At 55.7% G+C, this 22,955-nt stretch carries 17 protein-coding genes and 7 tRNA genes; 5 read left to right on the top strand and 19 right to left on the bottom strand.

All coding sequences use genetic code 11. The features are described 5' to 3' along the window. Nucleotides 1-19: 19 nt before the first annotated feature. The 3 genes from ybeY to miaB form a co-directional block, all read right to left on the bottom strand. Nucleotides 20-493, bottom strand: coding sequence for an rRNA maturation RNase YbeY (gene ybeY, locus PGR23_RS09970; protein WP_042893289.1), 474 nt, complete (start codon nucleotides 491-493; stop codon nucleotides 20-22). Then, nucleotides 490-1,536: a PhoH family protein gene (locus tag PGR23_RS09965; protein ID WP_045392978.1), complete on the bottom strand. Its 1,047-nt coding sequence runs from the start codon at nucleotides 1,534-1,536 to the stop codon at nucleotides 490-492. The genes ybeY and PGR23_RS09965 overlap by 4 nt, the downstream gene beginning before the upstream one ends. A gap of 156 nt (nucleotides 1,537-1,692) precedes the next feature. Next, a complete protein-coding gene (miaB, locus tag PGR23_RS09960; protein WP_045381508.1) occupies nucleotides 1,693-3,117 on the bottom strand; it encodes a tRNA (N6-isopentenyl adenosine(37)-C2)-methylthiotransferase MiaB in 1,425 nt (474 codons plus the stop codon). Nucleotides 3,118-3,286: 169 nt separating this feature from the next. On the opposite strand from miaB, the gene ubiF reads away from it, so the two are divergent. Next, entirely contained in the window at nucleotides 3,287-4,462 is a 1,176-nt protein-coding gene (gene ubiF / locus PGR23_RS09955; protein ID WP_063414720.1) for a 3-demethoxyubiquinol 3-hydroxylase, read from the top strand. A gap of 108 nt (nucleotides 4,463-4,570) precedes the next feature. Here ubiF and PGR23_RS09950 read toward each other — a convergent pair. The 12 genes from PGR23_RS09950 to nagB all read right to left on the bottom strand — a co-directional run bounded on the left by PGR23_RS09950 (nucleotide 4,571) and on the right by nagB (nucleotide 11,591). Next, nucleotides 4,571-4,645, bottom strand: a tRNA-Gln gene (locus tag PGR23_RS09950). Between the two features lie 99 nt (nucleotides 4,646-4,744). Then, nucleotides 4,745-4,819 (bottom strand) — tRNA-Gln (locus tag PGR23_RS09945). A gap of 45 nt (nucleotides 4,820-4,864) precedes the next feature. Beyond that, nucleotides 4,865-4,941: transfer RNA gene (locus tag PGR23_RS09940), tRNA-Met, on the bottom strand. A gap of 23 nt (nucleotides 4,942-4,964) precedes the next feature. Further along, a tRNA-Gln gene (locus PGR23_RS09935) sits at nucleotides 4,965-5,039 on the bottom strand. 36 nt (nucleotides 5,040-5,075) lie between these two features. Next, nucleotides 5,076-5,150 (bottom strand) — tRNA-Gln (locus PGR23_RS09930). A gap of 23 nt (nucleotides 5,151-5,173) precedes the next feature. Continuing rightward, a tRNA-Leu gene (locus PGR23_RS09925) sits at nucleotides 5,174-5,258 on the bottom strand. Nucleotides 5,259-5,266: 8 nt separating this feature from the next. After that, nucleotides 5,267-5,343, bottom strand: a tRNA-Met gene (locus PGR23_RS09920). Between the two features lie 225 nt (nucleotides 5,344-5,568). Next, entirely contained in the window at nucleotides 5,569-7,233 is a 1,665-nt protein-coding gene (gene asnB, locus PGR23_RS09915; protein WP_015367711.1) for an asparagine synthase B, read from the bottom strand. Nucleotides 7,234-7,512: 279 nt separating this feature from the next. Then, nucleotides 7,513-8,265 carry an HAD-IIA family hydrolase gene (locus PGR23_RS09910; RefSeq protein WP_045392984.1) on the bottom strand — a complete coding sequence of 251 codons (753 nt, stop codon included), beginning with the start codon at nucleotides 8,263-8,265 and terminating at the stop codon, nucleotides 7,513-7,515. A gap of 45 nt (nucleotides 8,266-8,310) precedes the next feature. Continuing rightward, complete coding sequence (gene nagC, locus PGR23_RS09905; RefSeq protein WP_430915622.1) at nucleotides 8,311-9,531, bottom strand: DNA-binding transcriptional regulator NagC; 1,221 nt, start codon at nucleotides 9,529-9,531, stop codon at nucleotides 8,311-8,313. Between the two features lie 8 nt (nucleotides 9,532-9,539). Next, nucleotides 9,540-10,688 carry an N-acetylglucosamine-6-phosphate deacetylase gene (nagA, locus tag PGR23_RS09900; RefSeq protein WP_015367708.1) on the bottom strand — a complete coding sequence of 383 codons (1,149 nt, stop codon included), beginning with the start codon at nucleotides 10,686-10,688 and terminating at the stop codon, nucleotides 9,540-9,542. Between the two features lie 102 nt (nucleotides 10,689-10,790). Then, nucleotides 10,791-11,591, bottom strand: coding sequence for a glucosamine-6-phosphate deaminase (nagB, locus tag PGR23_RS09895; RefSeq protein WP_396279834.1), 801 nt, complete (start codon nucleotides 11,589-11,591; stop codon nucleotides 10,791-10,793). A 314-nt stretch (nucleotides 11,592-11,905) separates the two neighbouring features. On the opposite strand from nagB, the gene nagE reads away from it, so the two are divergent. From nagE to chiQ, 4 genes are all read left to right on the top strand, one after another. Next, on the top strand, nucleotides 11,906-13,858 hold the full coding sequence (gene nagE, locus PGR23_RS09890) for a PTS N-acetyl glucosamine transporter subunit IIABC (RefSeq protein ID WP_396279833.1): 1,953 nt from the start codon (nucleotides 11,906-11,908) through the stop codon (nucleotides 13,856-13,858). 177 nt (nucleotides 13,859-14,035) lie between these two features. Then, nucleotides 14,036-15,703 (top strand): glutamine--tRNA ligase, encoded by a 1,668-nt coding sequence (glnS, locus tag PGR23_RS09885; RefSeq protein WP_045381516.1) that lies wholly within the window; start codon nucleotides 14,036-14,038, stop codon nucleotides 15,701-15,703. 434 nt (nucleotides 15,704-16,137) lie between these two features. Further along, complete coding sequence (gene chiP, locus PGR23_RS09880; RefSeq protein ID WP_045392987.1) at nucleotides 16,138-17,538, top strand: chitoporin ChiP; 1,401 nt, start codon at nucleotides 16,138-16,140, stop codon at nucleotides 17,536-17,538. A gap of 47 nt (nucleotides 17,539-17,585) precedes the next feature. Next, a complete protein-coding gene (gene chiQ, locus PGR23_RS09875; protein WP_045392989.1) occupies nucleotides 17,586-17,918 on the top strand; it encodes a ChiQ/YbfN family lipoprotein in 333 nt (110 codons plus the stop codon). Nucleotides 17,919-17,970: 52 nt separating this feature from the next. Here chiQ and PGR23_RS09870 read toward each other — a convergent pair whose 3' ends face one another. The 4 genes from PGR23_RS09870 to tcuR all read right to left on the bottom strand — a co-directional run bounded on the left by PGR23_RS09870 (nucleotide 17,971) and on the right by tcuR (nucleotide 22,874). Beyond that, nucleotides 17,971-19,266, bottom strand: coding sequence for an MFS transporter (locus tag PGR23_RS09870; protein ID WP_047049261.1), 1,296 nt, complete (start codon nucleotides 19,264-19,266; stop codon nucleotides 17,971-17,973). Between the two features lie 55 nt (nucleotides 19,267-19,321). After that, complete coding sequence (gene tcuB, locus PGR23_RS09865; RefSeq protein WP_396279832.1) at nucleotides 19,322-20,461, bottom strand: tricarballylate utilization 4Fe-4S protein TcuB; 1,140 nt, start codon at nucleotides 20,459-20,461, stop codon at nucleotides 19,322-19,324. Then, nucleotides 20,448-21,851, bottom strand: a complete 1,404-nt coding sequence (tcuA, locus tag PGR23_RS09860) for an FAD-dependent tricarballylate dehydrogenase TcuA (RefSeq protein ID WP_047077880.1) — start codon at nucleotides 21,849-21,851, stop codon at nucleotides 20,448-20,450. Before tcuA ends, tcuB begins: the two co-directional genes overlap by 14 nt. 96 nt (nucleotides 21,852-21,947) lie before the next feature. Then, nucleotides 21,948-22,874: a tricarballylate utilization LysR family transcriptional regulator TcuR gene (gene tcuR / locus PGR23_RS09855; RefSeq protein WP_045393001.1), complete on the bottom strand. Its 927-nt coding sequence runs from the start codon at nucleotides 22,872-22,874 to the stop codon at nucleotides 21,948-21,950. Nucleotides 22,875-22,955: the final 81 nt, after the last annotated feature.

Below are 22,955 nucleotides of genomic sequence, written 5' to 3'. Positions count from 1 at the left end.
GCCGTCATCCGGCAAGTTACTATTCAGCAATCTTCTCGGCAATGTACGGATCCTCATAGCCCAGAGCAAGCATTATCTCTGTTTCGAGGCCTTCCATTTCTTCCGCTTCGTCGTCTTCGATATGATCGTAGCCCAGCAGGTGCAGGCTACCGTGCACGACCATGTGCGCCCAGTGGGCCTCCAGCGGTTTTTCCTGCTCTTTGGCTTCCTGTTCAACCACCTGGCGGCAGATGATCAGATCGCCGAGCAGCGGCATCTCAATGCCCGGCGGGGCTTCGAAAGGGAAGGAGAGGACGTTAGTCGGCTTATCCTTGCCGCGATAGGTCAGGTTCAGCTCGTGGCTTTCGGCGACATCCACCAGGCGAATCGTTAACTCTGACTCTTCCTGGAATTGCGGGATGACGGCATCCACCCAGCGTTGAAAGAGGGCTTCGTCCGGTAGACCGCTGGTGTCTTCGCAGGCCAGCTGTAAATCGAGAATCACCTGACTCATTTTTGCTCCTGTTCCTGGGCTTCGCGTTTGCGCTCGGCGGCCAGTTCTGCTTTACGTTTTTGTTCGGCTTCTTCCCATGCCTCATAGGCATTGACGATGCGGGCGACCACCGGATGGCGAACCACATCTTCGCTGTGGAAGAAGTTGAAGCTGATTTCATCGACTTCCGCCAGCACTTCAACGGCGTGACGCAGGCCTGATTTGGTATTACGCGGCAGGTCAATCTGGGTAACGTCGCCGGTGATAACCGCTTTCGAGTTAAAGCCGATACGGGTCAGGAACATCTTCATCTGTTCGATGGTGGTGTTCTGGCTTTCGTCGAGAATGATAAAGGCGTCATTCAGCGTACGCCCGCGCATATAGGCCAGCGGCGCAACTTCAATCACGTTGCGCTCAATCAGCTTCTCGACTTTCTCAAAGCCGAGCATCTCGAACAGCGCGTCATACAGCGGGCGCAAATAGGGGTCAACCTTCTGGCTTAAGTCGCCCGGCAGGAAGCCAAGCTTCTCGCCCGCTTCGACCGCAGGACGAGTCAGCAGAATACGCCGAATCTCCTGGCGTTCCAGAGCATCGACCGCCGCGGCAACCGCGAGGTAGGTTTTACCGGTACCCGCCGGCCCGACGCCAAAGGTAATGTCGTGGTCGAGGATGTTGGCGATGTACTGCGCCTGGTTTGGCGTACGCGGTTTGATAACCCCGCGTTTGGTTTTGATATTGATGGCCTTACCGTATTCCGGCACGCTCTCGGCGCTCTGCTCGAGCACCCGAGCTTCTTTAATAGCCAGATGGATTTGTTCCGGTTCAATATCCTGAATCTGGCCGCGCATTGGCGCGGTATCGACATACAGGCTTGTCAGAATATCGGCCGCGGCGTGCACGCAGATCGCGCGGCCGGTCAGTTTAAAATGATTGTCGCGGCGGTTGATCTCAATCCCCAACCGGCGCTCCAGCTGTTTGATGTTGTCGTCAAACGGGCCGCACAGCGCTAACAGGCGGGTATTGTCCGCTGGCTCCAGGGTAATTTCACGGGTTTCTATGTTCAAACTGTTCCTCTTATTACGCGTGTTGCCGGAGGGCGTTCGTCATCCGGCCAATAAGGAAATTATTCACGTCACGGGAATATGGCGCAAGCATTGCTGTAGATATAGGGGCGAGGAGGGGAAATGCAAGGCCTGCCGGAACCGACAGGCCTGCGGGGATTACGGCTGATAGATGCCGACGCCCAGATCGTTTTCTTTACGCGTACGCGCAATGACCGACTCCGGCGACTCCACGACGCGCAGCCCCATCTCGTCTTCGGTGCGGACGATTTTGCCGCGTAATGAGTTAGTGTAGACATCGACGATTTCCACGTCGACGAATTTACCGACCATATCCGGCGTGCCTTCGAAGTTCACCACGCGGTTGTTCTCGGTGCGCCCGGAGAGCTCCATCAGGCTCTTACGCGACGTGCCTTCTACCAGAATACGCTGGGTGGTGCCGAGCATGCGGCGACTCCACGCCATCGCTTGCTGATTAATACGCTCCTGCAGAATGTACAGGCGCTGTTTTTTATCGGCTTCAGAAACATCGTCGACCATATCCGCCGCCGGGGTGCCCGGGCGGGCAGAGAAGATAAAGCTGTAGCTGACGTCAAAGTTAACCTCGGCAATCAGCTTCATAGTTTTTTCGAAGTCTTCCGTCGTTTCGCCAGGGAAGCCGACGATAAAATCGGAGCTAATCTGGATATCCGGGCGCGCTTCGCGCAGCTTGCGGATAATCGCTTTATATTCCAGCACGGTGTGGGTACGGCCCATCAGGTTCAGTACGCGATCGGAACCGGCCTGTACCGGCAAATGCAGGAAGCTCACCAGTTCAGGAGTATCGCGATAGACCTCGATGATATCGTCAGTGAACTCAATCGGGTGGCTGGTGGTGAAGCGAATACGATCGATACCGTCGATGGCGGCGACCAGACGCAGCAGATCGGCAAAGTTGCCGGTCGTGCCGTCGTAGTTTTCACCGCGCCAGGCGTTAACGTTCTGCCCCAGCAGGTTGACTTCACGCACCCCTTGCGCCGCCAGTTGGGCGATTTCAAACAGAATATCGTCGCACGGACGGCTCACTTCTTCACCGCGGGTATAGGGCACCACGCAGTAAGTACAATATTTGTTGCAGCCTTCCATGATGGAAACGAAGGCGGTCGGCCCCTCGGCGCGCGGTTCCGGCAGGCGATCGAATTTTTCGATTTCCGGGAAGCTCACGTCGATAACCGGTTTATGGTTGTTGCGCACCGCGTCGATCATCTCCGGCAGGCGGTGCAGCGTCTGCGGGCCAAAAATAATGTCAACGTAATGGGCGCGCTGGCGAATCAGCTTGCCTTCCTGGGAGGCGACACAGCCGCCGACGCCGATAATGACTCCGGGTTTTTTCTCTTTTAGCAGTTTCCAGCGGCCAAGCTGATGGAACACTTTTTCCTGCGCCTTCTCGCGAATTGAGCAGGTGTTGAGCAGCAGCACGTCCGCTTCTTCGGCCACTTCTGTGAGTTGATACCCATGGGTGGCATCCAGCAGATCGGCCATCTTGGATGAATCGTATTCGTTCATCTGACAGCCCCAGGTTTTAATATGGAGTTTTTTTGTCATCGACTTGCTCATGCTCAATTATAAAGACGGGTATAAGTTAAGAATTAGAATTCGTTTGCAGGGTACGCATTGTAATGCTTTGGTTGCCACCTGACCAGTGCGACCACGATCCCCGCAAGGCGCAAAAAATCCGGTAAACTTAAGGAAATCAGCTTTAAGGATAATTGCCATGACAATTCATGCAACAGATATCGCCATCGTCGGCGGCGGAATGGTCGGCGGCGCGCTGGCGCTGGGGCTGGCGCAACACGGGTTTTCGGTAGCGGTGATAGAAAAACACGCGCCTCCGGCCTTTGATGCCGCTGCGGCGCCGGATGTGCGTATTTCGGCGATCAGCGCGTCGTCGGTCGGCCTGCTCAAAAGCCTCGGCGTCTGGGAGGCGGTGCGCGCTATGCGCGCGCATGCTTATCGGCGTCTTGAAACCTGGGAGTGGGAAAGCGCGCACGTTGACTTTAATGCCGCCGAACTGAAGTTGCCTGAGCTTGGCTATATGGTGGAAAATAACGTGCTACAGCTGGCGCTGTGGCAGGGGCTCGAAGCCCATCCGCAGGTGACCTTGCGGGTTGGCGTGACGTTAAGCGAGCTTAATCGTGAGCCGCAGGGCGTTTCGCTGCGCCTGAGCGATGAGAGCGTTTGCGCGGCGCAACTGGCGATCGGCGCCGACGGCGCGAATTCGCAGGTGCGCGAGCTGGCCGGCATTGGCGTGCAGGCGTGGCAATATCAGCAATCCTGTATGTTAATTAGCGTGCAGTGCGCCGACGATCCCGGCGATAGTACCTGGCAACAGTTTACCCCCAGCGGGCCGCGCGCGTTCCTGCCGCTATTTGATAACTGGGCGTCGCTGGTGTGGTACGACACCCCGGCGCGCATCCGCCAGCTGCAGGCGATGTCGATGGCCCAACTGCAGCAGGAAATTACCGCGCATTTCCCAAAACGTCTGGGCAGCGTGACGCCAATGAGCGCCGGCGCCTTCCCGTTAACCCGCCGTCATGCGTTGCAGTACGTGCAACCGGGACTGGCGTTGGTTGGGGATGCGGCGCATACCATTCATCCGTTGGCGGGGCAGGGGGTCAACCTTGGCTATCGCGACGTGGACGCGCTGCTGGATATTTTGGCGGAAGCCCGCGGGCGCGGTGAGGCCTGGTCCAGTTTGCCGGTGCTGAAGCGCTATCAGGCGCGGCGCCGGGCGGATAACTTTATTATGCAATCCGGCATGGATCTGTTCTATGCGGGCTTCAGCAACGATTTAGCGCCGGTGCGCGTGCTGCGTAATATTGGCCTGATGGCAGCCGAACGTGCCGGAGTATTGAAACGCCAGGCATTGAAGTATGCATTAGGATTGTAGTAAGTCTATACCCATGGGACTGCGGGCAGGTTTTGCAGTCCCCGGCGGGGAAATAGCCATCAGCAGAAAGCAAAAAAGCTCACCGAAGTGAGCTTTTTTGCTAATAAGTGGCTGGGGTACGAGGATTCGAACCTCGGAATGCCGGAATCAGAATCCGGTGCCTTACCGCTTGGCGATACCCCAATTGTCTGCTGGTGTTTCGTGTGCCGGACTCAGCCCGGTGGCCTTACAGCCTGGCGATACCCCAACAGGGTGCGTTCACAGAGGAACGTCTTTTGAATTTGGCTGGGGTACGAGGATTCGAACCTCGGAATGCCGGAATCAGAATCCGGTGCCTTACCGCTTGGCGATACCCCAACAAATTTTTACGGATTTACCGATGTTAACCGATAGTCCTGAATATGGTGGCTACGACGGGATTCGAACCTGTGACCCCATCATTATGAGTGATGTGCTCTAACCAGCTGAGCTACGTAGCCAAATTGTCATGCTGTTTCTTCGATGGCTGGGGTACCTGGATTCGAACCAGGGAATGCCGGTATCAAAAACCGGTGCCTTACCGCTTGGCGATACCCCAATACCGTCGCGGCTAACCGCAAATATCGAAGAAATATGGCTGGGGTACCTGGATTCGAACCAGGGAATGCCGGTATCAAAAACCGGTGCCTTACCGCTTGGCGATACCCCATCCGTGCAACGCTTTTTAGTGAATGGTGCGGGAGGCGAGACTTGAACTCGCACACCTTGCGGCGCCAGAACCTAAATCTGGTGCGTCTACCAATTTCGCCACTCCCGCAAAAAAGATGGTGGCTACGACGGGATTCGAACCTGTGACCCCATCATTATGAGTGATGTGCTCTAACCAGCTGAGCTACGTAGCCATCTTTTTTTCGCGTTACCTTATCGGCGTTGCGGGGCGCATTATGCGTATTGGGCCTGCGAGCGTCAACCACTTTTTCAAGGAAAATCGTCGTAATGTGACTGTTTGGTTAGGTTGCGAACAGCATGCTGCAATAATCGGCAAGAATTGATTATTTATCGTTTTTATTTGCCAAATTCGGCATAAAAAAACGGACCCCGTAGGATCCGTTATTCGCCGGAATGGCTTACTTATAAGCCGACTGGTGGACGCCGACCGCGCGTCCTGATGGATCGTTCATGGTTTTGAACGCTTCATCCCACTCGATGGCTTTCGCCGAAGAGCAGGCGACGGACGGGCCGCCGGGGACGCATTCCGCCGCGCTTGGCAGCGGGAACAGCTCTTCGAAGATTTCGCGGTACAGGTAGCCTTCTTTAGAGGTCGGCGTGTTGTACGGGAAGCGGAAGCTCGCCGTCTCCAGCTGCTGGTCGCTAATCTGTTTTGCCGCCACCTCTTTCAGCGTATCAATCCAGCTATAGCCTACGCCGTCGGAGAACTGTTCTTTCTGGCGCCAGGCGACGCTGGCCGGCAGATAGGACTCAAAGCATTCGCGCAAAATATGTTTTTCCATTTTGCCGTTGCCGCACATTTTATCCTGCGGGTTGATGCGCATCGCCACATCGAGGAATTTCTTATCAAGGAACGGTACGCGGGCCTCTACCCCCCAGGCGGACATCGCTTTGTTGGCGCGCGCGCAGTCAAACATGTGCAGCGCCTGCAGTTTACGCACCGTTTCTTCATGCAGTTCTTTGGCATTCGGCGCTTTGTGGAAGTAGAGATACCCGCCGAATACTTCATCGGAGCCTTCGCCGGAGAGCACCATTTTAATGCCCATGGCTTTAATTTTACGCGACATCAGGTACATCGGCGTCGAGGCGCGAATGGTGGTCACGTCATACGTTTCGATGTGATAGATAACATCGCGGATCGCATCCAGCCCTTCCTGCACCGTAAAGTGAATTTCGTGATGCACGGTGCCGAGGTGGTTTGCGACTTCCTGTGCCGCTTTCAGGTCAGGGGAGCCTTCGAGGCCGACCGCGAATGAGTGCAGCTGCGGCCACCAGGCTTCGCTGCGCTCCTGATCTTCAACGCGGCGTGCGGCGTATTTTTTGGTAATGGCCGAAATCACCGAAGAGTCCAGGCCGCCGGAAAGCAGCACGCCGTAAGGGACATCGGACATCAGGTGGCTTTTCACCGACTCTTCCAGCGCCTGACGCAGTTCGTTTTTATCCGTGACGTTGTCTTTTACCGCGTCGTAGTCGAACCAGTCGCGCTGATAGTACTGGCGAATTTCACCATCCTGGCTCCACAGGTAGCTACCTGCAGGGAACTCTTTAATCGTGCGGCAAACCGGCACCAGCGCTTTCATTTCGGAGGCGACATAGAAGTTGCCGTGTTCGTCGTGGCCCATATACAGCGGGATAATACCGATATGGTCGCGGCCAATCAGGTAAGCGTCTTTCTCGCTGTCATACAGCGCGAAGGCAAACATTCCCTGCAGTTCATCGAGGAACTCCGGCCCTTTTTCCTGGTACAGCGCGAGGATCACTTCACAGTCGGAACCGGTCTGGAACTGGTAGCGGTCGCCATATTCGGCGCGCAGCGCCTGGTGGTTGTAGATTTCACCGTTGACCGCCAGCGCATGGGTTTTTTGTTGGTTATAGAGCGGCTGGGCCCCAGCGTTGACGTCGACTATCGACAGACGTTCGTGGGCGAGAATCGCTTTATCGCTGGCATAAACGCCGGACCAGTCCGGTCCGCGGTGGCGCATCAGGCGGGAAAGTTCCAGTGCCTTTTTACGCAGTTCGCCTGCGTCAGTTTTAATATCCAGTACGCCAAAAATAGAACACATAGCCTTCTCCGTTACCCTGTCATGTGGTGATGTTGTGCAGACCTCGTCTCTTGCAAGGTCTTAGTGCGTGTTAAAGAAAATGCCGTAAAGGAGAGTGGGGCGCAAGAGATTTACCGGCGGAAAAGTAAAAAGTGCAATACTGATTGTTGAATGTTGAAAAATGCGTATGTTTAGCGCAGCTTTATTGATGAATGTTTAGCAATAAGCCATTTTCATTAGATGAATCTATTTTTAGCAGCGCTATAAATAAAAAACCACGTCCTGGGACGTGGTTTCGGCTCAAAAAACGTCGATTTCGGCGACCGACGGATAAATCCACGACGGGCGGAACGGCATGCTATCGATATCGTCCAGCGTGGAGACTCCGGAGAGCACCAGAATGGTCTCAAGGCCCGCCTGGAAACCGGCGAGGATATCGGTACGCAGGTTATCGCCGACGATCACCGTTTGCTCGGAGTGTGCCTGCATTTTGTTGAGCGCGGAACGGATAATCCACGGGCTCGGCTTACCGACATAAAACGGTTTCCGGCCGGAGATTTTTTCAATCCCCGCACAGAGCGCGCCGCAAGCAGGGTAGTAGCCGCGGCCGTGAGTATCCGGGTTGGTAGCGATAAAGCGCGCGCCGTTGGCGACAAAGAAAGCCGCTTTATGCATCATTTCCCAGTTAAAGGAGCGGGTCTCGCCAACGATGACGAAATCAGGATTAACGTCGGTGATGGTGAAGCCGGCCTTATACAGTTCGTGGATGAGCGCGCCTTCGCCAACCACGTAGGCCTTCTTACCTTCCTGGCGACGCAGGAAATCGGCGGTGGCCATGGCGGAAGTGTAGAACGCGGTATCCGGCACTTCGATACCGGCGGTGGCGAAGCGGTTGGCCAGGTCCTGTCCGGTTTGCGAAGGATAGTTGGTCAGCATCACCAGCGGCATACCTTTATCCAGGATGCGTTTGATAAATTCAGCGGCGCCGGGAACAGCCACGTTATCGTGCATCAGCACGCCGTCGATATCACAAATTACGTTTTGAATGGTCATGAACAGTCCAACATCATTAACGAAAGGCGAAACTATAAAGCTGGATTAACTTTCCAGCAAATGCTGTAACAGGATGCCGTTGAGCATCGCGCGCTTGACCAGCGCAAAGGCGCCGATGGCTGAGCGGTGATCGAGCGTCGAGCGTACCACCGGCAGATTGTGGCGAAACGCTTTCAACGCCTGGCCGTTGATACAGCTTTCAATGGCCGGTAGCAGCACCTTTTCCGCCTCGACGATTTCACCGGCAATCACCACTTTTTGCGGGTTAAACAGGTTGATAGCGATGGCGATGGTTTTGCCCAGATGACGGCCAACGTATTCGACCACTTCGCAGGCCAGCGCATCGCCTTTATTTGCCGCTTTGCAGATAGTTTTGATATTGCAGTCATCAAGCGTGATACGGCTTTGATAGCCCTGCTCAAGCAGATGGCGGACACGGTGCTCAATAGCGGCGTTCGCGGCGACGGTTTCCAGACAGCCGAAGTTGCCGCAGTGACAGCGCTCGCCTAACGGGTCGACCTGGATATGGCCAATTTCGCCAACGTTGCCGTTACGGCCGATAAAAATACGCCCGTTGGAAATAATGCCCGCGCCGGTACCGCGGTGTACGCGCACCAGAATAGAGTCTTCGCAATCCTGGCTTGCGCCAAAATAGTGCTCGGCCAGCGCCAGGCTGCGGATATCGTGGCCGACAAAACAGGTGACGTTAAAGCGTTTTTCCAGCGCTTCGACCAGCCCCCAGTTCTCCACCTGAATATGCGGCATATAGCGGATAACGCCGCTTTCAGGGTCGACCAGCCCCGGCAGAATGACCGAAATGGCGATAAGCTCGCGGATTTTGCGCTGACAATTTTCAATAAAGGTGGCGATGATATTCAGCAGCGCGTGCTCGAGCGTTTCCTGGGTACGCTCCGGCAGCGGGAAGTGCTCTTCTTCCAGCGTTTTACTGCTTAATTCATAAAGGGTCAGGGTGGCGTCATAGCGGCCTAGCCGCACGCCGATAGCGTTGAAATTGCGGGTTTCCGCGATGATAGAGATGGCGCGGCGCCCCCCGGTGGAGGCCTGCTGATCGACTTCTTTGATCAGGCCGCGCTCAATAAGCTGACGCGTAATTTTGGTTACGCTGGCAGGGGCAAGCTGACTTTGTTCCGCTATCTGAATGCGCGAGATGGGACCATGTTGGTCAATCAGCCGATAGACGGCCGCGCTGTTCAGCTGTTTTACCAGATCGACGTTACCAATTTGAGCTTGTCCGCCTGCTGTCATACTTTTACTTACTCAGTGACGACCTCGTTACCATTAACGATGGTCTTGATGATTTTATAATCGCGGCTGAAAGCGGTCAGGTTAGCGACCATACCCGGCGCAATGCTACCGAGTTGCTTGTCCACGCCAATCGCGCGCGCCGGGTAGAGCGTCGCCATACGCAACACTTCATCCAACGCCACGCCGCAATGTTCAACGAGGTTACGTACCCCTTCAATCATGGTCAGCGAAGAACCGCTGAGAGTGCCGTTTTCATCCACGCACAGACCATTACGGTAGTATATTGTTTTACCAGCAAAAATGAACTGGTCAATATTAGCCCCTGCCGGCGCAGTGGCGTCGGTCACCAGGCATAGTTTATCGCCTTTCAGCCGTTTCGCGTTACGCACGTTGGCGTAGTCGACGTGCATGCCGTCAACGATGATACCGCAGTAGACATCCGGCTCGTCGAAAATGGCGCCGGCCAGGCCCGGTTCACGGCCGGTAATATATGGCATGGCATTATAAAGGTGCGTCGCAAAAGTGATACCGGCGCGGAAACCGATTTTCGCTTCTTTCAGCGTAGCGTTAGAGTGGCCTGCCGAAACCACGATGCCGGCGGCGACCAGTTTACGGATCACTTCCGGCTCGACGCGCTCAGGGGCCAGCGTCACTTTGGTGATAACGTCGGCGTTGTCGCACAGGAAATCAACCAGCGCGGCGTCCGGTTTACGCACGTAGTCCGGGTTATGGGTGCCTTTCTTGACGATATTCAGCCACGGTCCTTCCAGATGCAGACCCAGCGCCTGGTTGGGGTGTTTTTGCAGGTATTCGCGCATCACGCGGATGCCTTGCTTCATCAGATCATCGCTGGAAGTAATCAGCGTCGGCAGGAAGTTGGTGCAGCCGGAACGTTCGTTCGCTTTCTGCATAATTTCCAGCGTTTCGACGGTGACCGCATCCGGACTATCGTTGAACTGCACGCCGCCGCAGCCGTTCAGCTGGACGTCGATGAAACCGGGGGCAATAATCGCGCCGTTGACCGAGCGTTGCTCAATTTCAGACGGCAAATCAGCCAGCGGACAGAGACGTTCGATACGGCCATTGGCGATAACAACCGCATGGTCATCGAGAATTTCATGACCGGTGTAAACCCGGCCCTGGGTTAATGCATACATTACGACCCCCGGTATATACGCCCCACCAGCTCAACTCGCATTGTTCTGGCGTTGCATACAAAGAAAAAGATGGTCCCACGCCAGGGCGCGGGACGGACTACATTACAGACCTTTAATATTTTCAACTTCTAATTCGTTGAAATATTTCAGGGTCTTCACTTTCAGTTCCATCGTGGACGGCTCGTCGCAGACCACAACCGCTTTCGGATGCAGCTGCAGACAGGTGATGGTCCACATGTGGTTGACGTTACCTTCTACCGCCGCCTGCAGCGCCAGCGCTTTCTGATGGCCCAGCACCAGAATCATCACTTCTTCCGCATCCAGCAGGGTTCCCACGCCCACGGTCAGCGCATATTTCGGCACCAGATCCACGTCGCCGTCGAAGAAACGAGAGTTGGCCACGCGGGTGTCATGGGTCAGGGTTTTAATACGGGTACGGGATGCCAGAGAAGAGGCCGGTTCGTTAAACGCGATATGACCATCGTTACCTACGCCGCCCATGAATAGGTGGATTTTACCGTAGGAGCGAATTTTTTCTTCATAACGACGGCATTCTGCATCGATATCCGGCGCATTACCATTCAGCAGGTTGATATTTTCAGCTGGAATATCAACATGGTCAAAGAAATTGCGGTGCATGAAGCTATGATAGCTTTCCGGATGCTCTTTCGGCAGGCCAACATACTCATCCATGTTGAAGGTAACAACGTGCTTGAAGCTAACCTGGCCTGCTTTATGCATTTCAACCAGCGCTTTGTAAGCGGTAAGAGGCGTACCACCGGTAGGCAGACCCAGTACGAACGGACGGTCCGCGGTCGGTTTGAACGCGTTAATGCGGTTAACGATATGACGGGCAGCCCATTTACCTACTTGTTCAGCTGTTACCAGGGGGATCAGTCTCATTCTTCACCTCTATAGTTAAATTAGAACCTGGCGGATTGGCGCCAGCATACTATGAAGAGTATTGCAGCAACTGCGCCGACCGGGGTCAATCCGTGTTGATTTTTTGAATGATAAAATAAGTTTTCGATGTTAGCCAGTCAAAGGGAGGGGTGAATACGATATTTGGTGATTATAGTCACAAAAAATACCCGTTTAATTTGCGATACGAATTAATTTTTCACACACTTTGCCGGTAAGTGATAAATCCGACCTTGTTACACAATAAAAAAGTGGCTTTGAAATGAGCCTCATCGGGGTCTCATAGGGGGAATAAGATGAATATTTTAGGTTTCTTTCAGCGGCTGGGTAGGGCTTTACAGCTCCCTATCGCAGTGCTGCCGGTCGCGGCATTGCTGCTGCGATTCGGGCAACCAGATCTGCTGAACGTACCCTTCATCGCGCAAGCGGGTGGGGCAATCTTTGACAACTTAGCGTTGATCTTCGCCATCGGCGTGGCATCAAGCTGGTCCAAGGATAACGCGGGTTCTGCGGCGCTGGCCGGCGCGGTAGGTTATTTCGTGATGACCAAAGCGATGGTCACCATTAACCCGGAAATTAACATGGGCGTGCTGGCGGGTATCATTACCGGTCTGGTCGCGGGGGCTGTTTATAACCGCTGGGCCGGCATTAAACTGCCAGACTTCCTGAGCTTCTTCGGCGGCAAACGCTTCGTACCGATCGCTACCGGCTTCTTCTGTCTGGTGCTGGCTGCTATCTTCGGCTATGTCTGGCCGCCGGTACAGCACGCTATTCATGCGGGCGGCGAATGGATCGTCTCTGCGGGCGCGCTGGGCTCCGGTATCTTCGGTTTCATCAACCGTCTGCTGATCCCAACCGGTCTGCATCAGGTGCTGAACACCATTGCCTGGTTCCAGATTGGCGAGTTCACCAACGCCGCGGGCGCGGTCTTCCACGGCGACATCAACCGCTTCTACGCCGGTGACGGCACCGCGGGGATGTTCATGTCCGGCTTCTTCCCGATCATGATGTTCGGTCTGCCGGGCGCGGCGCTGGCGATGTATCTGGCTGCGCCGAAAGAGCGTCGTCCGATGGTCGGCGGTATGCTGCTGTCCGTCGCCATCACCGCGTTCCTGACCGGTGTGACCGAGCCGCTGGAATTCCTGTTCATGTTCCTGGCGCCATTGCTGTACCTCCTGCACGCAATCCTGACCGGTATCAGCCTGTTCATCGCAACGGCGCTGGGTATCCATGCGGGCTTCTCCTTCTCCGCGGGCGCTATCGACTACGTGTTGATGTACAGCCTGCCGGCAGCCAGCAAAAACGTCTGGATGCTGTTGGTGATGGGCGTGGTGTTCTTCTTCGTTTACTTCCTGTTGTTCAGCGCGGTTATCCGCATGTTCAACCTGAAAACGCCGGGTCGTGAAGATAAAACCGACGACGTCGTGACTGAAGAAGCTAACAGCAACACCGAAGAAGGTCTGACTCAGCTGGCGACCAACTACATCGCAGCCGTAGGCGGTACCGATAACCTGAAAGCTATTGATGCCTGTATCACCCGTCTGCGTCTGACCGTCGGCGACTCGGCGAAAGTCAACGATGCCGCCTGTAAACGTCTCGGCGCCTCCGGCGTGGTGAAACTGAACAAACAGACCATCCAGGTCATCGTTGGCGCGAAAGCGGAATCCGTGGGCGACGCGATGAAGAAGGTGGTGGCGCGTGGCCCGGTTGCCGCAGCGGCTACCTCGACTGACAGCGCGCCAGCCGCCGCGCCTGCGGCCAAACCGCAGGCGGTTGCCAACGCTAAAACCGTCGAAGCGCTGGTTTCCCCGATTACCGGCGAAGTGGTGGCGCTTGAGCAGGTACCGGATGAAGCCTTCGCCAGCAAAGCCGTCGGTGACGGTGTCGCGGTGAAACCGACCGATAACATCGTTGTCGCGCCGGCGGCCGGTACGGTGGTGAAAATCTTCAACACCAACCACGCGTTCTGCCTGGAAACCGATAACGGTGCGGAAATCGTCGTCCATATGGGCATCGATACCGTCGCGCTGGAAGGGAAAGGCTTTAAACGTCTGGTTGAAGAGGGCGCACAGGTGAAAGCCGGCGAGCCGATTCTGGAAATGGATCTGGCGTTCCTCAACGCCAACGCTCGCTCGATGATTAGTCCGGTCGTCTGCAGCAACAGCGATGATTACAGCGCGCTGGTGATTCAGGCAACGGGTAACGTTGTCGCCGGCCAAACGCCGTTGTTCGAGATTAAAGGCAAGTAAGGCTCCTGAGTAGAGTTTTGCCTCAGCGGCGCAGCGAAACCTGCGCCGCTTTTTTTTGCAGCAAATACCCCCATATCCAACAACAGATACGTATTTTGCGTAACTAATAGTTGTCTCTGCGTCCTGCTTGTAAGATCATGTGCCGTTATACGTTGTTTACGCTTTGAGGAACCCGTGATGAGTGAGGCAGAAGCCCGCCCGACTAACTTTATCCGTCAGATCATCGATGAAGATCTGGCTACCGGTAAGCACACCACCGTTCATACCCGCTTCCCGCCGGAACCGAACGGCTATCTGCACATTGGCCATGCAAAATCCATTTGCCTGAACTTCGGCATCGCCCAGGATTATCAGGGTCAATGTAATCTGCGTTTCGATGACACCAACCCGGTTAAAGAAGATATCGAATACGTAGAGTCGATTAAAAACGACGTGCAGTGGTTAGGTTTCCACTGGTCCGGCGATGTCTGCTACTCCTCTGATTACTTCGATCAGCTGCATCAGTATGCGGTTGAGCTGATCAACAAAGGTTTGGCTTACGTTGACGAGCTGTCCGCCGACGAGATCCGCGAATACCGCGGTACCCTGAAAGAGCCGGGTAAAAACAGCCCATACCGCGATCGCAGCGTGGAAGAGAACCTCGCGCTGTTCGAAAAAATGCGTACCGGCGGCTTCGAAGAGGGCAAAGCCTGCCTGCGCGCCAAGATCGACATGGCGTCGCCGTTCATCGTGATGCGTGACCCGGTGCTGTATCGCATTAAATTTGCGGAACACCATCAGACCGGCAACAAGTGGTGCATCTACCCGATGTACGACTTCACCCACTGCATCAGCGATGCGCTGGAAGGTATCACCCACTCGCTGTGTACCCTGGAGTTCCAGGACAACCGTCGTCTGTACGACTGGGTGCTCGACAACATCAGTATTCCGGTGCATCCGCGTCAGTATGAATTCTCGCGCCTGAATCTCGAATACACCGTGATGTCCAAGCGTAAGCTGAATCAGCTGGTGACCGAGAAGCACGTTGAAGGCTGGGATGACCCGCGTATGCCGACTATTTCCGGTCTGCGCCGTCGTGGTTATACCGCTGAATCCATCCGCGAGTTCTGCAAACGCATCGGCGTGACCAAACAGGACAACACCATTGAGATGGCGTCGCTGGAGTCGTGCATTCGTGAAGATCTGAACGAAAACGCCCCGCGCGCGATGGCGGTGATCGATCCGGTTAAACTGGTTATCGAAAACTATCCGCAGGGCGCAAGTGAAATGGTGGCGATGCCGAACCATCCGAACAAGCCGGAAATGGGCAGCCGCGAGGTTCCGTTCAGCGCTGAGATCTGGATCGATCGCGCGGACTTCCGTGAAGAAGCCAACAAACAGTACAAGCGTCTGGTGCTGGGTAAAGAAGTGCGTCTGCGCAACGCCTACGTGATCAAAGCTGAGCGCGTTGAGAAAGATGCAGAAGGTAATATCACTACCATCTTCTGTACTTACGATGCCGATACCCTGAGCAAAGACCCGGCCGATGGCCGCAAGGTTAAAGGCGTTATCCACTGGGTGAGCGCGGCGCACGCGCTGCCGGTTGAAATCCGCCTTTACGATCGTCTGTTCAGCGTACCGAACCCGGGCGCGGCGGATGACTTCCTGGCGGTAATGAACCCGGAATCGCTGGTCATTAAGCAAGGTTTTGCGGAACCGAGCCTGTCGAAAGCGCAGGCGGGTAAAGCATACCAGTTCGAGCGCGAAGGTTACTTCTGCCTCGACAGCCGCTATGCCACCGAGAGCCATCTGGTCTTCAACCGCACCGTTGGCCTGCGTGACACCTGGGCTAAAATCGGCGAGTAATGCTCGCCGTATTCATGAAACGCCGCACTCTGCGGCGTTTTTTTATTGCAGAATCAGTGGATTAAAAACTGATATTTTTTCGATGCGAATTAATCTTATTAAAACGCATTAATAATTACCCATCTCTTCCTGCCTGCATATTTACATTTAACCGTTTCAGCTTTCATCAATTATCAGTTTTTTTCCGATATAACCATGACTTATCGTTAAAAATACTGAGAAGTAAGTCTGTAACAAAACGACATAAATTATGTGCGCTTTGTCATAATCTTAAGCTTTGCTCTGCGAAAGAGATTGATAATTCGCGTCACGAAAAATAGTCTATCCATAGTGGTTTCGCGGCCTTTTAACCGCACCGCTTTTCAAATTTTTTTATTTTTTTAGCGAGCTGCCTTTGGCAATCGCAATTTTAAAACGTCAAAGAGGATATGCACATGCGTACGTTTAGTGGCAAACGTAGTACGCTGGCGCTGGCTATTGCCGCCGTCACCGCGATGTCGGGTTGGGTTGTGGCCCCACAGGCCAGCGCAGCAGGTTTTATCGATGATTCTACCTTAACCGGCGGTATCTATTACTGGCAGCGTGAGCGCGACCGTAAAAACGTAGAAACCGACAAATACGAAACTAACCTTTCTCATTCTACCTGGAACGCCAACCTGGATTTCCAGTCCGGCTACGCGGCCGACATGTTTGGTCTGGATATTGCTGCCTTCACCGCGATTGAAATGGCGGAAAACGGCGACAGCGGCCACCCGAACGAAATTGCTTTCTCCTCCAGCAACCGTGCCTACAGCGAAGATTATACCGGCGATAAGAGCGGGATAAGCCTGTATAAAGCGGCGGCTAAATTTAAATTCGGCCCGGCGTGGGCGCGCGCGGGCTACATTCAGCCGACCGGACAAACGCTGCTGGCGCCGCACTGGAGCTTTATGCCGGGTACCTATCAGGGGGCTGAAGCCGGGGCGAACTTCGACTACGGCGATAACGGCGCGCTGAGTTTCTCCTATATGTGGACGAACGAATATAAAGCGCCGTGGCATATCGAGATGGATGATTTTTACCAGAACGATAAGAAAACCAAAGTTGACTATCTGCACTCTCTTGGCGCGAAGTACGATTTTAAAAACGATCTGGTGCTGGAAGCCGCATTTGGTCAGGCCCAGGGCTATATCGATCAGTACTTTGCTAAAGCCAGCTACAAATTTGATATCGCGGGTTCGCCGTTGAGCACCAGCTATCAGTTCTACGGTACCCGCGATAAAGTCAGCAACGGCGGCGTCAACGATATCTACGACGGTACCGCGTGGCTGCAGGCGATCACTTTCGGCTATAAAGCGGCCGATGTGCTGGATCTGCGTCTGGAAGGGACCTGGGTGAAAGCCGATGGCCAGCAGGGCTACTTCCTGCAGCGTATGACGCCAACCTATGCCTCCTCTAACGGTCGTCTCGATATCTGGTGGGATAACCGCTCTGACTTTAACGCCAACGGCGAGAAAGCGGTGTTCTTCGGCGCGATGTACGACATGAAGAACTGGGATATGCCGGGCTGGGCGTTTGGCGCGTCCTATGTTTACGCCTGGGATGCGAAGCCTGGCAGAATGGCATCCCCGGATGCTTACTACGATCCTAACTATCGTCTGAAAGAATCCGCCTACAGCCTGGATGCCATCTACACCCTGCAGGAAGGCCGCGCGAAAGGAACGATGTTCAAACTGCACTTCACGCAATACGACAACCACTCCGACATCCCAAGCTGGAGCGGCGGTTACGGCAACATCTTCCAGGATGAGCGTGACGTGAAGTTTATGGTTATCGCGCCGTTCACCATTTTCTGATGCCTGCGCGGCGGGCGTGAGCCTGCCGCCCCTCCGGGAGAATAACTATGAAAAAACTGCTGCTCATCGCCATCATGGCATCGGGTCTGGTCGCCTGCGCGCAGTCGCCAGCGCCGAAAGAAGATTCCAAATTGAAAGATGCCTATAGCGCCTGTATCAACACGGCGGAAGGTAATCCGGACAAGATCGAAGCCTGCCAGAGCGTACTGAACGTATTGAAACAAGAGAAACCGCATCAGCAGTTTGCGACGCAGGAGAGCGTCAGAGTGCTGGATTATCAGGCCTGTATTCAGGCGACGCGCACCGGTAATGACCAGGCGGTCAAAGCGCGCTGCGATAAAATCTGGCAGGAGATTCGCAGTAACAACACCACGAAGTAAAGCAGACGGTTAAGCGAAAACGGGCGGAGCGCACACTCCGCCCGTGGCTATTTTAACGCGGTATTTCCGCCGGCTGATAGCCGCGGCTTAGACGCATGAACAGCATGGCGGTGGCGGCGAATCCGCATAGCGCCGCGCACATCAGCCACCAGCCCGGCGCGCTTTTATCACCGGTGATTTCGACCAGCGCGGTGGAAATAGCCGGCGTCAGCCCGCCAAAGATAGCGGTGGCGAGGCTAAATGCCAGCGAAAAGCCCACGGTGCGGACGTAAACGGGCATCACTTCCGTTAGCGCCGCCACCATCGCGCCGTTATACATACCGAAAAAGAACGAGAACCACAGCAGCACCAGCGTCATGCGGGTGAAATCCGGCGCGGCGGTGAGCCATTGCATCACCGGCCAGGTGGTCAACAGCGCCAGGATGGTAATTCCCATCAGCACCGGGCGGCGGCCTATCTTGTCTGAGAGCGCCCCGCCAATCGGTAACCAGATAAAGTTAGAAATACCGACCAGCATCGTGACCAGCAAGCTGTCGCGCGCGCTCAGATGCAGTACCGCTCTGCCGTAGGTTGGGGTATAGACGGTAATAAAATAAAAGGTGGTGGTGGTCATCGCCACCAGTAAGGTGCCCGCGCTGATGATGCGCCAGTTTTTAACAATAGTGGTCAGTATCTCTTTCGTATCGGGACGATGCTTACGCTGCAGAAACGCTTCGGTCTCCTGCAGCGAACGCCGGAGTACGAAAATCAGCGGGATAATCAGGCAGCCGATAAAGAAGGGGATGCGCCAGCCCCATTCTGCAATCTCGTCGTGACCCAGCGTTTCGTTCAGCGCGTAGCCAATCAGCGCCGCCATGACGATGGCCACCTGTTGGCTGGCGGACTGCCAACTGGTATAGAACCCTTTTTTCCCCGGTTTGGCGATTTCCGACAGGTAGACCGACACACCGCCGAGCTCGACCCCGGCCGAGAATCCTTGCAGCAAACGGCCAATTAAGACCAGCACCGGCGCCAGCACGCCGATGGTTTGGTAGCCCGGCACCAGCGCAATCAGTAACGTGCCACAGCCCATAATCGCCAGGGTGACCATCAGCCCTTTGCGGCGACCGATCCTGTCAATATAAGCCCCTAATACCACCGCGCCGATGGGGCGCATCAGGAAGCCGGAGCCAAACACGGCAAAGGTGAGCATCAACGCCGCGAACTCGCTCTCTGCCGGAAAGAAGGTTCTGGCGATATAGGTGGCGTAGAAACCAAACAGAAAGAAGTCGAATTGCTCGAGAAAATTACCGCTGGTTACGCGGAGAATTGCGCCGAAGGTACCGGCGCGCGAGGTTGGTTGGGTCATAGGGTTTGCTCTCCATTGTCTTTATCTTGTTGTTATAGAGGTAAGAGGGAGCGGGTTAGTCGCCTGCGACTGCCGCCTGTTTTCCGCGCCGCTTCTCAATCGCCCACTTGAGTAACGCCGCACAGCGATAAAATCCGTGGGCAAATTTTCCGTAAGGCAGCGTTAAAAACAGCGCCATCACCACCCCGAGATGGATAGCGAGCAGAATGCCCATCCACGAGGTGTCCCGGCCCGCCAGTAGCGCGAGCCCGGTAAAACTGGTCAGTAGCAACAGCAGGATAAAAGCGCGATCCATCGGTTTTTGCCGCGCGTCGCCGTGCAGCGGCGAGCGGCGCAGATTCAGCCATAGCAAACCCGCAGTGCCTACCAGCAGCCCGATGCCGCCGAGCGTGCCCAGCAGTACCGGTACGCTAAAGAACGGGTAGGGCGCCTCCCAACCGGCGAGATAGTGATAGCCCGTGGCCACAACCGTGGCGGCGAAACAGAGCATGAAACCGTAGAAAGTGAAGTGGTGAAAACGGCGGCGCATCAGGGTGAAGGCGTCATCGGCCTCGTTACAGCCTTTACCGTGTCCGCCGTCGAGATATTTCAACGTCAGCGCATCATGTGAGGCCCTGGCGATATCGCCAGCCTGCGGTTGGCCCGGCGAGATCTCGCGCCAGAAACGAATCACCCCGCTCATCAGTAAACCGATGGCCGCAATGAAAACCGAACCGAACATCCACGCCAGCAGGTTATGCGGGAAAATCTGGTAGAAATCACCGGCCAGCGGCGGGTGCAACAGAGAGCCTTTGAGCCCCATCGCCAATAGCAGAAACAGGACAAGACCCGCGACCAGCGCCAGCACCGTGGCGATCCCCGCACGGCGATATAAACTGCCGAAAGCGGCGGGCCGGGCGTAATGTTGATAGGTTTCCAGCCGCACTTCCGCCATCGCTTTGGGAACATTAATCGCAAACTCGTGCGGCGGGGCATACTGGCAGGCGTGCAGGCAGGCGCCGCAGTTGTGGCACAGGTTCGCCAGATAGTTAATATCCGCCTTGCCAAATTCCAGACGCTGGGTCATGGCCGGAAATACGGCGCAAAAGCCTTCGCAATAGCGGCAGGCGTTACAGACCTGCATCACCCGTTCGACTTCCGCTTCCGGCTCGGTGATGATTTGCGCCTCGATGATCAGCTTTTCAAGCGACTTCATGATGTTTCTCCTGCTGTGCCGCCAGGGCGGCTTGCTGACCGGCAATGCGGCCGAATGTGGTGCCAATCGACATGCCTACGCCGGCGGTATAGCCTTTGCCCAGTACGTTGCCGGCCATCATTTCGCCGGCGACAAACAGGTTGCGGCTCGGCTTACCGGCAAAGTGGACGGCGGCGTGTTGATTGACGTACAGCCCGAGGTAGGTGAAGGTGATCCCTGGACGCAGGGCATAACCATAATAAGGCGGCGTATCGATAGGCCGCGCCCAGTGGGTCTTCGGCGGCGTCAGGCCGGAAGTGGTGCAGTTATCAAGACGGGTATGGTCGAACTGGCCTGGCGTACAGGCGGCATTGTAGCTGGCGATGGTCTGTGACAAACGTTCGCCGTCCAGCCCCAATTGGCGCGCCAGTTCCGCGATGGTATTGGCCTGGGCGCCCGGAAATACCGGCGGCATAAATTGTCCAACGGCTTTGCTGTCGATGATCGAATAGCCGATTTGCCCCGGCTGGTGGGCGACCAGACGGCCCCAGATGGCGTAACGTTTGGGCCAGAAATCTTCCCCTTCATCATAAAAGCGCTCGGCATCGCGGTTCACCACCACCCCCAGCGACACGCAGTCGACGCGGGTACAGATGCCGCCGTCATAGAGCGGCGCCCGGGCGTCAATGGCGACGCAGTGCGACTGTGAAGGATCGCCGATGATATCGGCCCCGGCATCGATCATAAATTTGAGCAGCACTCCCTGATTAAAACGGGTGCCGCGGATGAGAAAGTTGTCTGCAGGCCATTCGCCGCGCTCATTTTGCCCCCAGGCTTCGCGCAGCCACTCGCGGTTAGATTCAAAACCGCCGGCGGCGAGCACGCAGGTTTTAGCGGCGATCCGCTCAGTGCCTGCCAGCGCGGCGACGAATTCGCCATCACGTAATTCAAGCGCCTGTACCGGGGTGTTATAGCGGATCTGTACGCCCATCTGTTCGGCGCTGCGGTAATAGGCATTGACCAGGGCTTTGCCGCCGCCCATAAAAAAGGCGTTAGTGCGGGCGACGTGCAGGGCGCCGGATAACGGCGGTTGAAAGTTAACGCCATGGCGGCGCATCCAGTCCCGACAGTGCGACGAGGTGCGGATCACCAGACGGGCCAGCGCTTCGTTGGTATTGCCGTCGGTAACGCGCAGCAGATCCTGCCAGTATTCTTCTTCCGGATAGCTGTCGACCAAGACATCCTGCGGCGCATTGTGCATACAACGCAGATTACGCGTGTGCTGAGAGTTACCGCCCCGCCATTCCCGCGGCGCGGCTTCCAGCAGCAGTACGGATGCGCCTGCTTCCCGGGCGGTTAAGGCGGCGCATAACGCGGCGTTGCCGCCGCCAATCACCAGTACATCCACCATTATCGGCTCCATTACGCTTTGACTAATTGTTAAATTTGTAATGGAAATGTAAGGTGCAGGGGCGGCAGGCGCTATGGCGTAAAGCTAAAGGGGGGTTTAGTGTGTGTAAAGACTGGCGCCCGGCCAGTTGCCGGATTCAACTAGCTGGCGCATGACTTTTGCCAGCATTACCCGTGCCGCAAGGCCTGCCGGGGTGAGTTCGTCATCGGAAAGACTGACCAGAAAATTCGGTCGGCTAAGTACCGGATTATCGACGCCGATCACTCTTAGCGCCTGGCTGTCGAGATGAGAAATCGCTGCGCCCGGCTGCAGCGTGGCGCCGAGCCCGTCACGAACGGCGCGCATCAGCAGGGCCAGGCCATCGATTTCAGCCACCACGTCAACGTTGATGGCGTGCTCCTGGCAAATAGCGTCCAGCCTGCCGCGCAGGCCATGCCCCTGGCTTGGCATAATCAGCGGGATGGCGGCCAGTTGGTTCGGGGAGATGCTATCGCCGGGCAGCGGCGCCAGCACGTCATGGGCGCCAATCAGGAACAGACGTTCCTCAAGAATGGGTCGGGCGCTCCAGCGCAGGATCTTCTCTTTCTGGAAAACGATGGCTAAATCGAGCTGGCGGGTGTTGATCATCCGTTCCAGATTGCCGGAGAGGCTCTCCACCAGGTGCAGGCGGACGTCGGCGTAGCTTTCGCGCATGGCGTTGATAAAAGGTACGCCCAGTACAGAAGCGGTGCTCGGCGCCATACCGACGCTGACGTGACCGGAAAGGCGCGCCTCGCGCGCGGCGAGAATAGCATCGTCAGCATGGCGCAGCGCCAGTTGCGCCTGCGAGTAAAAGGCAAGGCCGGCGCTGGTGGGCATTACGCCGCGCGAAGTCCGTTGCAGCAGGCGGATAGCGAGTTCATTTTCCAGACGCGCCATTTGCTGGCTGAGCGCAGAAACGCCAATATTCAGATCGAGCGCGGCGCGGCCCATACTGCCGGTTTCCACAATGCGGACAAAATAGCGTAGCTGGCGCAGCTCCATATTGACTCTCCGTACAAGGCGTTATGCACTGACAGAATACGCATGCCGGTGGATTTCGCCCATAAAAAAGCCAACCTTGAG

Origin of the sequence: Klebsiella sp. 141162 (genome assembly GCF_050600755.1) — a bacterium.
GTDB classification, from domain to species: Bacteria; Pseudomonadota; Gammaproteobacteria; order Enterobacterales; family Enterobacteriaceae; genus Klebsiella; species Klebsiella aerogenes.
This window is presented reverse-complemented; position numbering and strand designations above follow the sequence as displayed.

Bases quoted from the DNA above. Each gene is read 5' to 3' on its own strand.
- nagC (WP_430915622.1), bottom strand. From the start codon at position 9,531: ATGACAGCAGGCGGACAAGCTCAAATTGGTAACGTCGATCTGGTAAAA.
- tcuR (WP_045393001.1), bottom strand. From the start codon at position 22,874: ATGGAGCTGCGCCAGCTACGCTATTTTGTCCGCATTGTGGAAACCGGC.
- chiQ (WP_045392989.1), top strand. From the start codon at position 17,586: ATGAAAAAACTGCTGCTCATCGCCATCATGGCATCGGGTCTGGTCGCC.
- glnS (WP_045381516.1), top strand. From the start codon at position 14,036: ATGAGTGAGGCAGAAGCCCGCCCGACTAACTTTATCCGTCAGATCATC.
- tcuA (WP_047077880.1), bottom strand. From the start codon at position 21,851: ATGGTGGATGTACTGGTGATTGGCGGCGGCAACGCCGCGTTATGCGCC.
- chiP (WP_045392987.1), top strand. From the start codon at position 16,138: ATGCGTACGTTTAGTGGCAAACGTAGTACGCTGGCGCTGGCTATTGCC.
- ybeY (WP_042893289.1), bottom strand. From the start codon at position 493: ATGAGTCAGGTGATTCTCGATTTACAGCTGGCCTGCGAAGACACCAGC.
- nagE (WP_396279833.1), top strand. From the start codon at position 11,906: ATGAATATTTTAGGTTTCTTTCAGCGGCTGGGTAGGGCTTTACAGCTC.
- PGR23_RS09910 (WP_045392984.1), bottom strand. From the start codon at position 8,265: ATGACCATTCAAAACGTAATTTGTGATATCGACGGCGTGCTGATGCAC.
- tcuB (WP_396279832.1), bottom strand. From the start codon at position 20,461: ATGAAGTCGCTTGAAAAGCTGATCATCGAGGCGCAAATCATCACCGAG.
- asnB (WP_015367711.1), bottom strand. From the start codon at position 7,233: ATGTGTTCTATTTTTGGCGTACTGGATATTAAAACTGACGCAGGCGAA.
- ubiF (WP_063414720.1), top strand. From the start codon at position 3,287: ATGACAATTCATGCAACAGATATCGCCATCGTCGGCGGCGGAATGGTC.
- PGR23_RS09870 (WP_047049261.1), bottom strand. From the start codon at position 19,266: ATGACCCAACCAACCTCGCGCGCCGGTACCTTCGGCGCAATTCTCCGC.
- nagA (WP_015367708.1), bottom strand. From the start codon at position 10,688: ATGTATGCATTAACCCAGGGCCGGGTTTACACCGGTCATGAAATTCTC.
- nagB (WP_396279834.1), bottom strand. From the start codon at position 11,591: ATGAGACTGATCCCCCTGGTAACAGCTGAACAAGTAGGTAAATGGGCT.
- miaB (WP_045381508.1), bottom strand. From the start codon at position 3,117: ATGACAAAAAAACTCCATATTAAAACCTGGGGCTGTCAGATGAACGAA.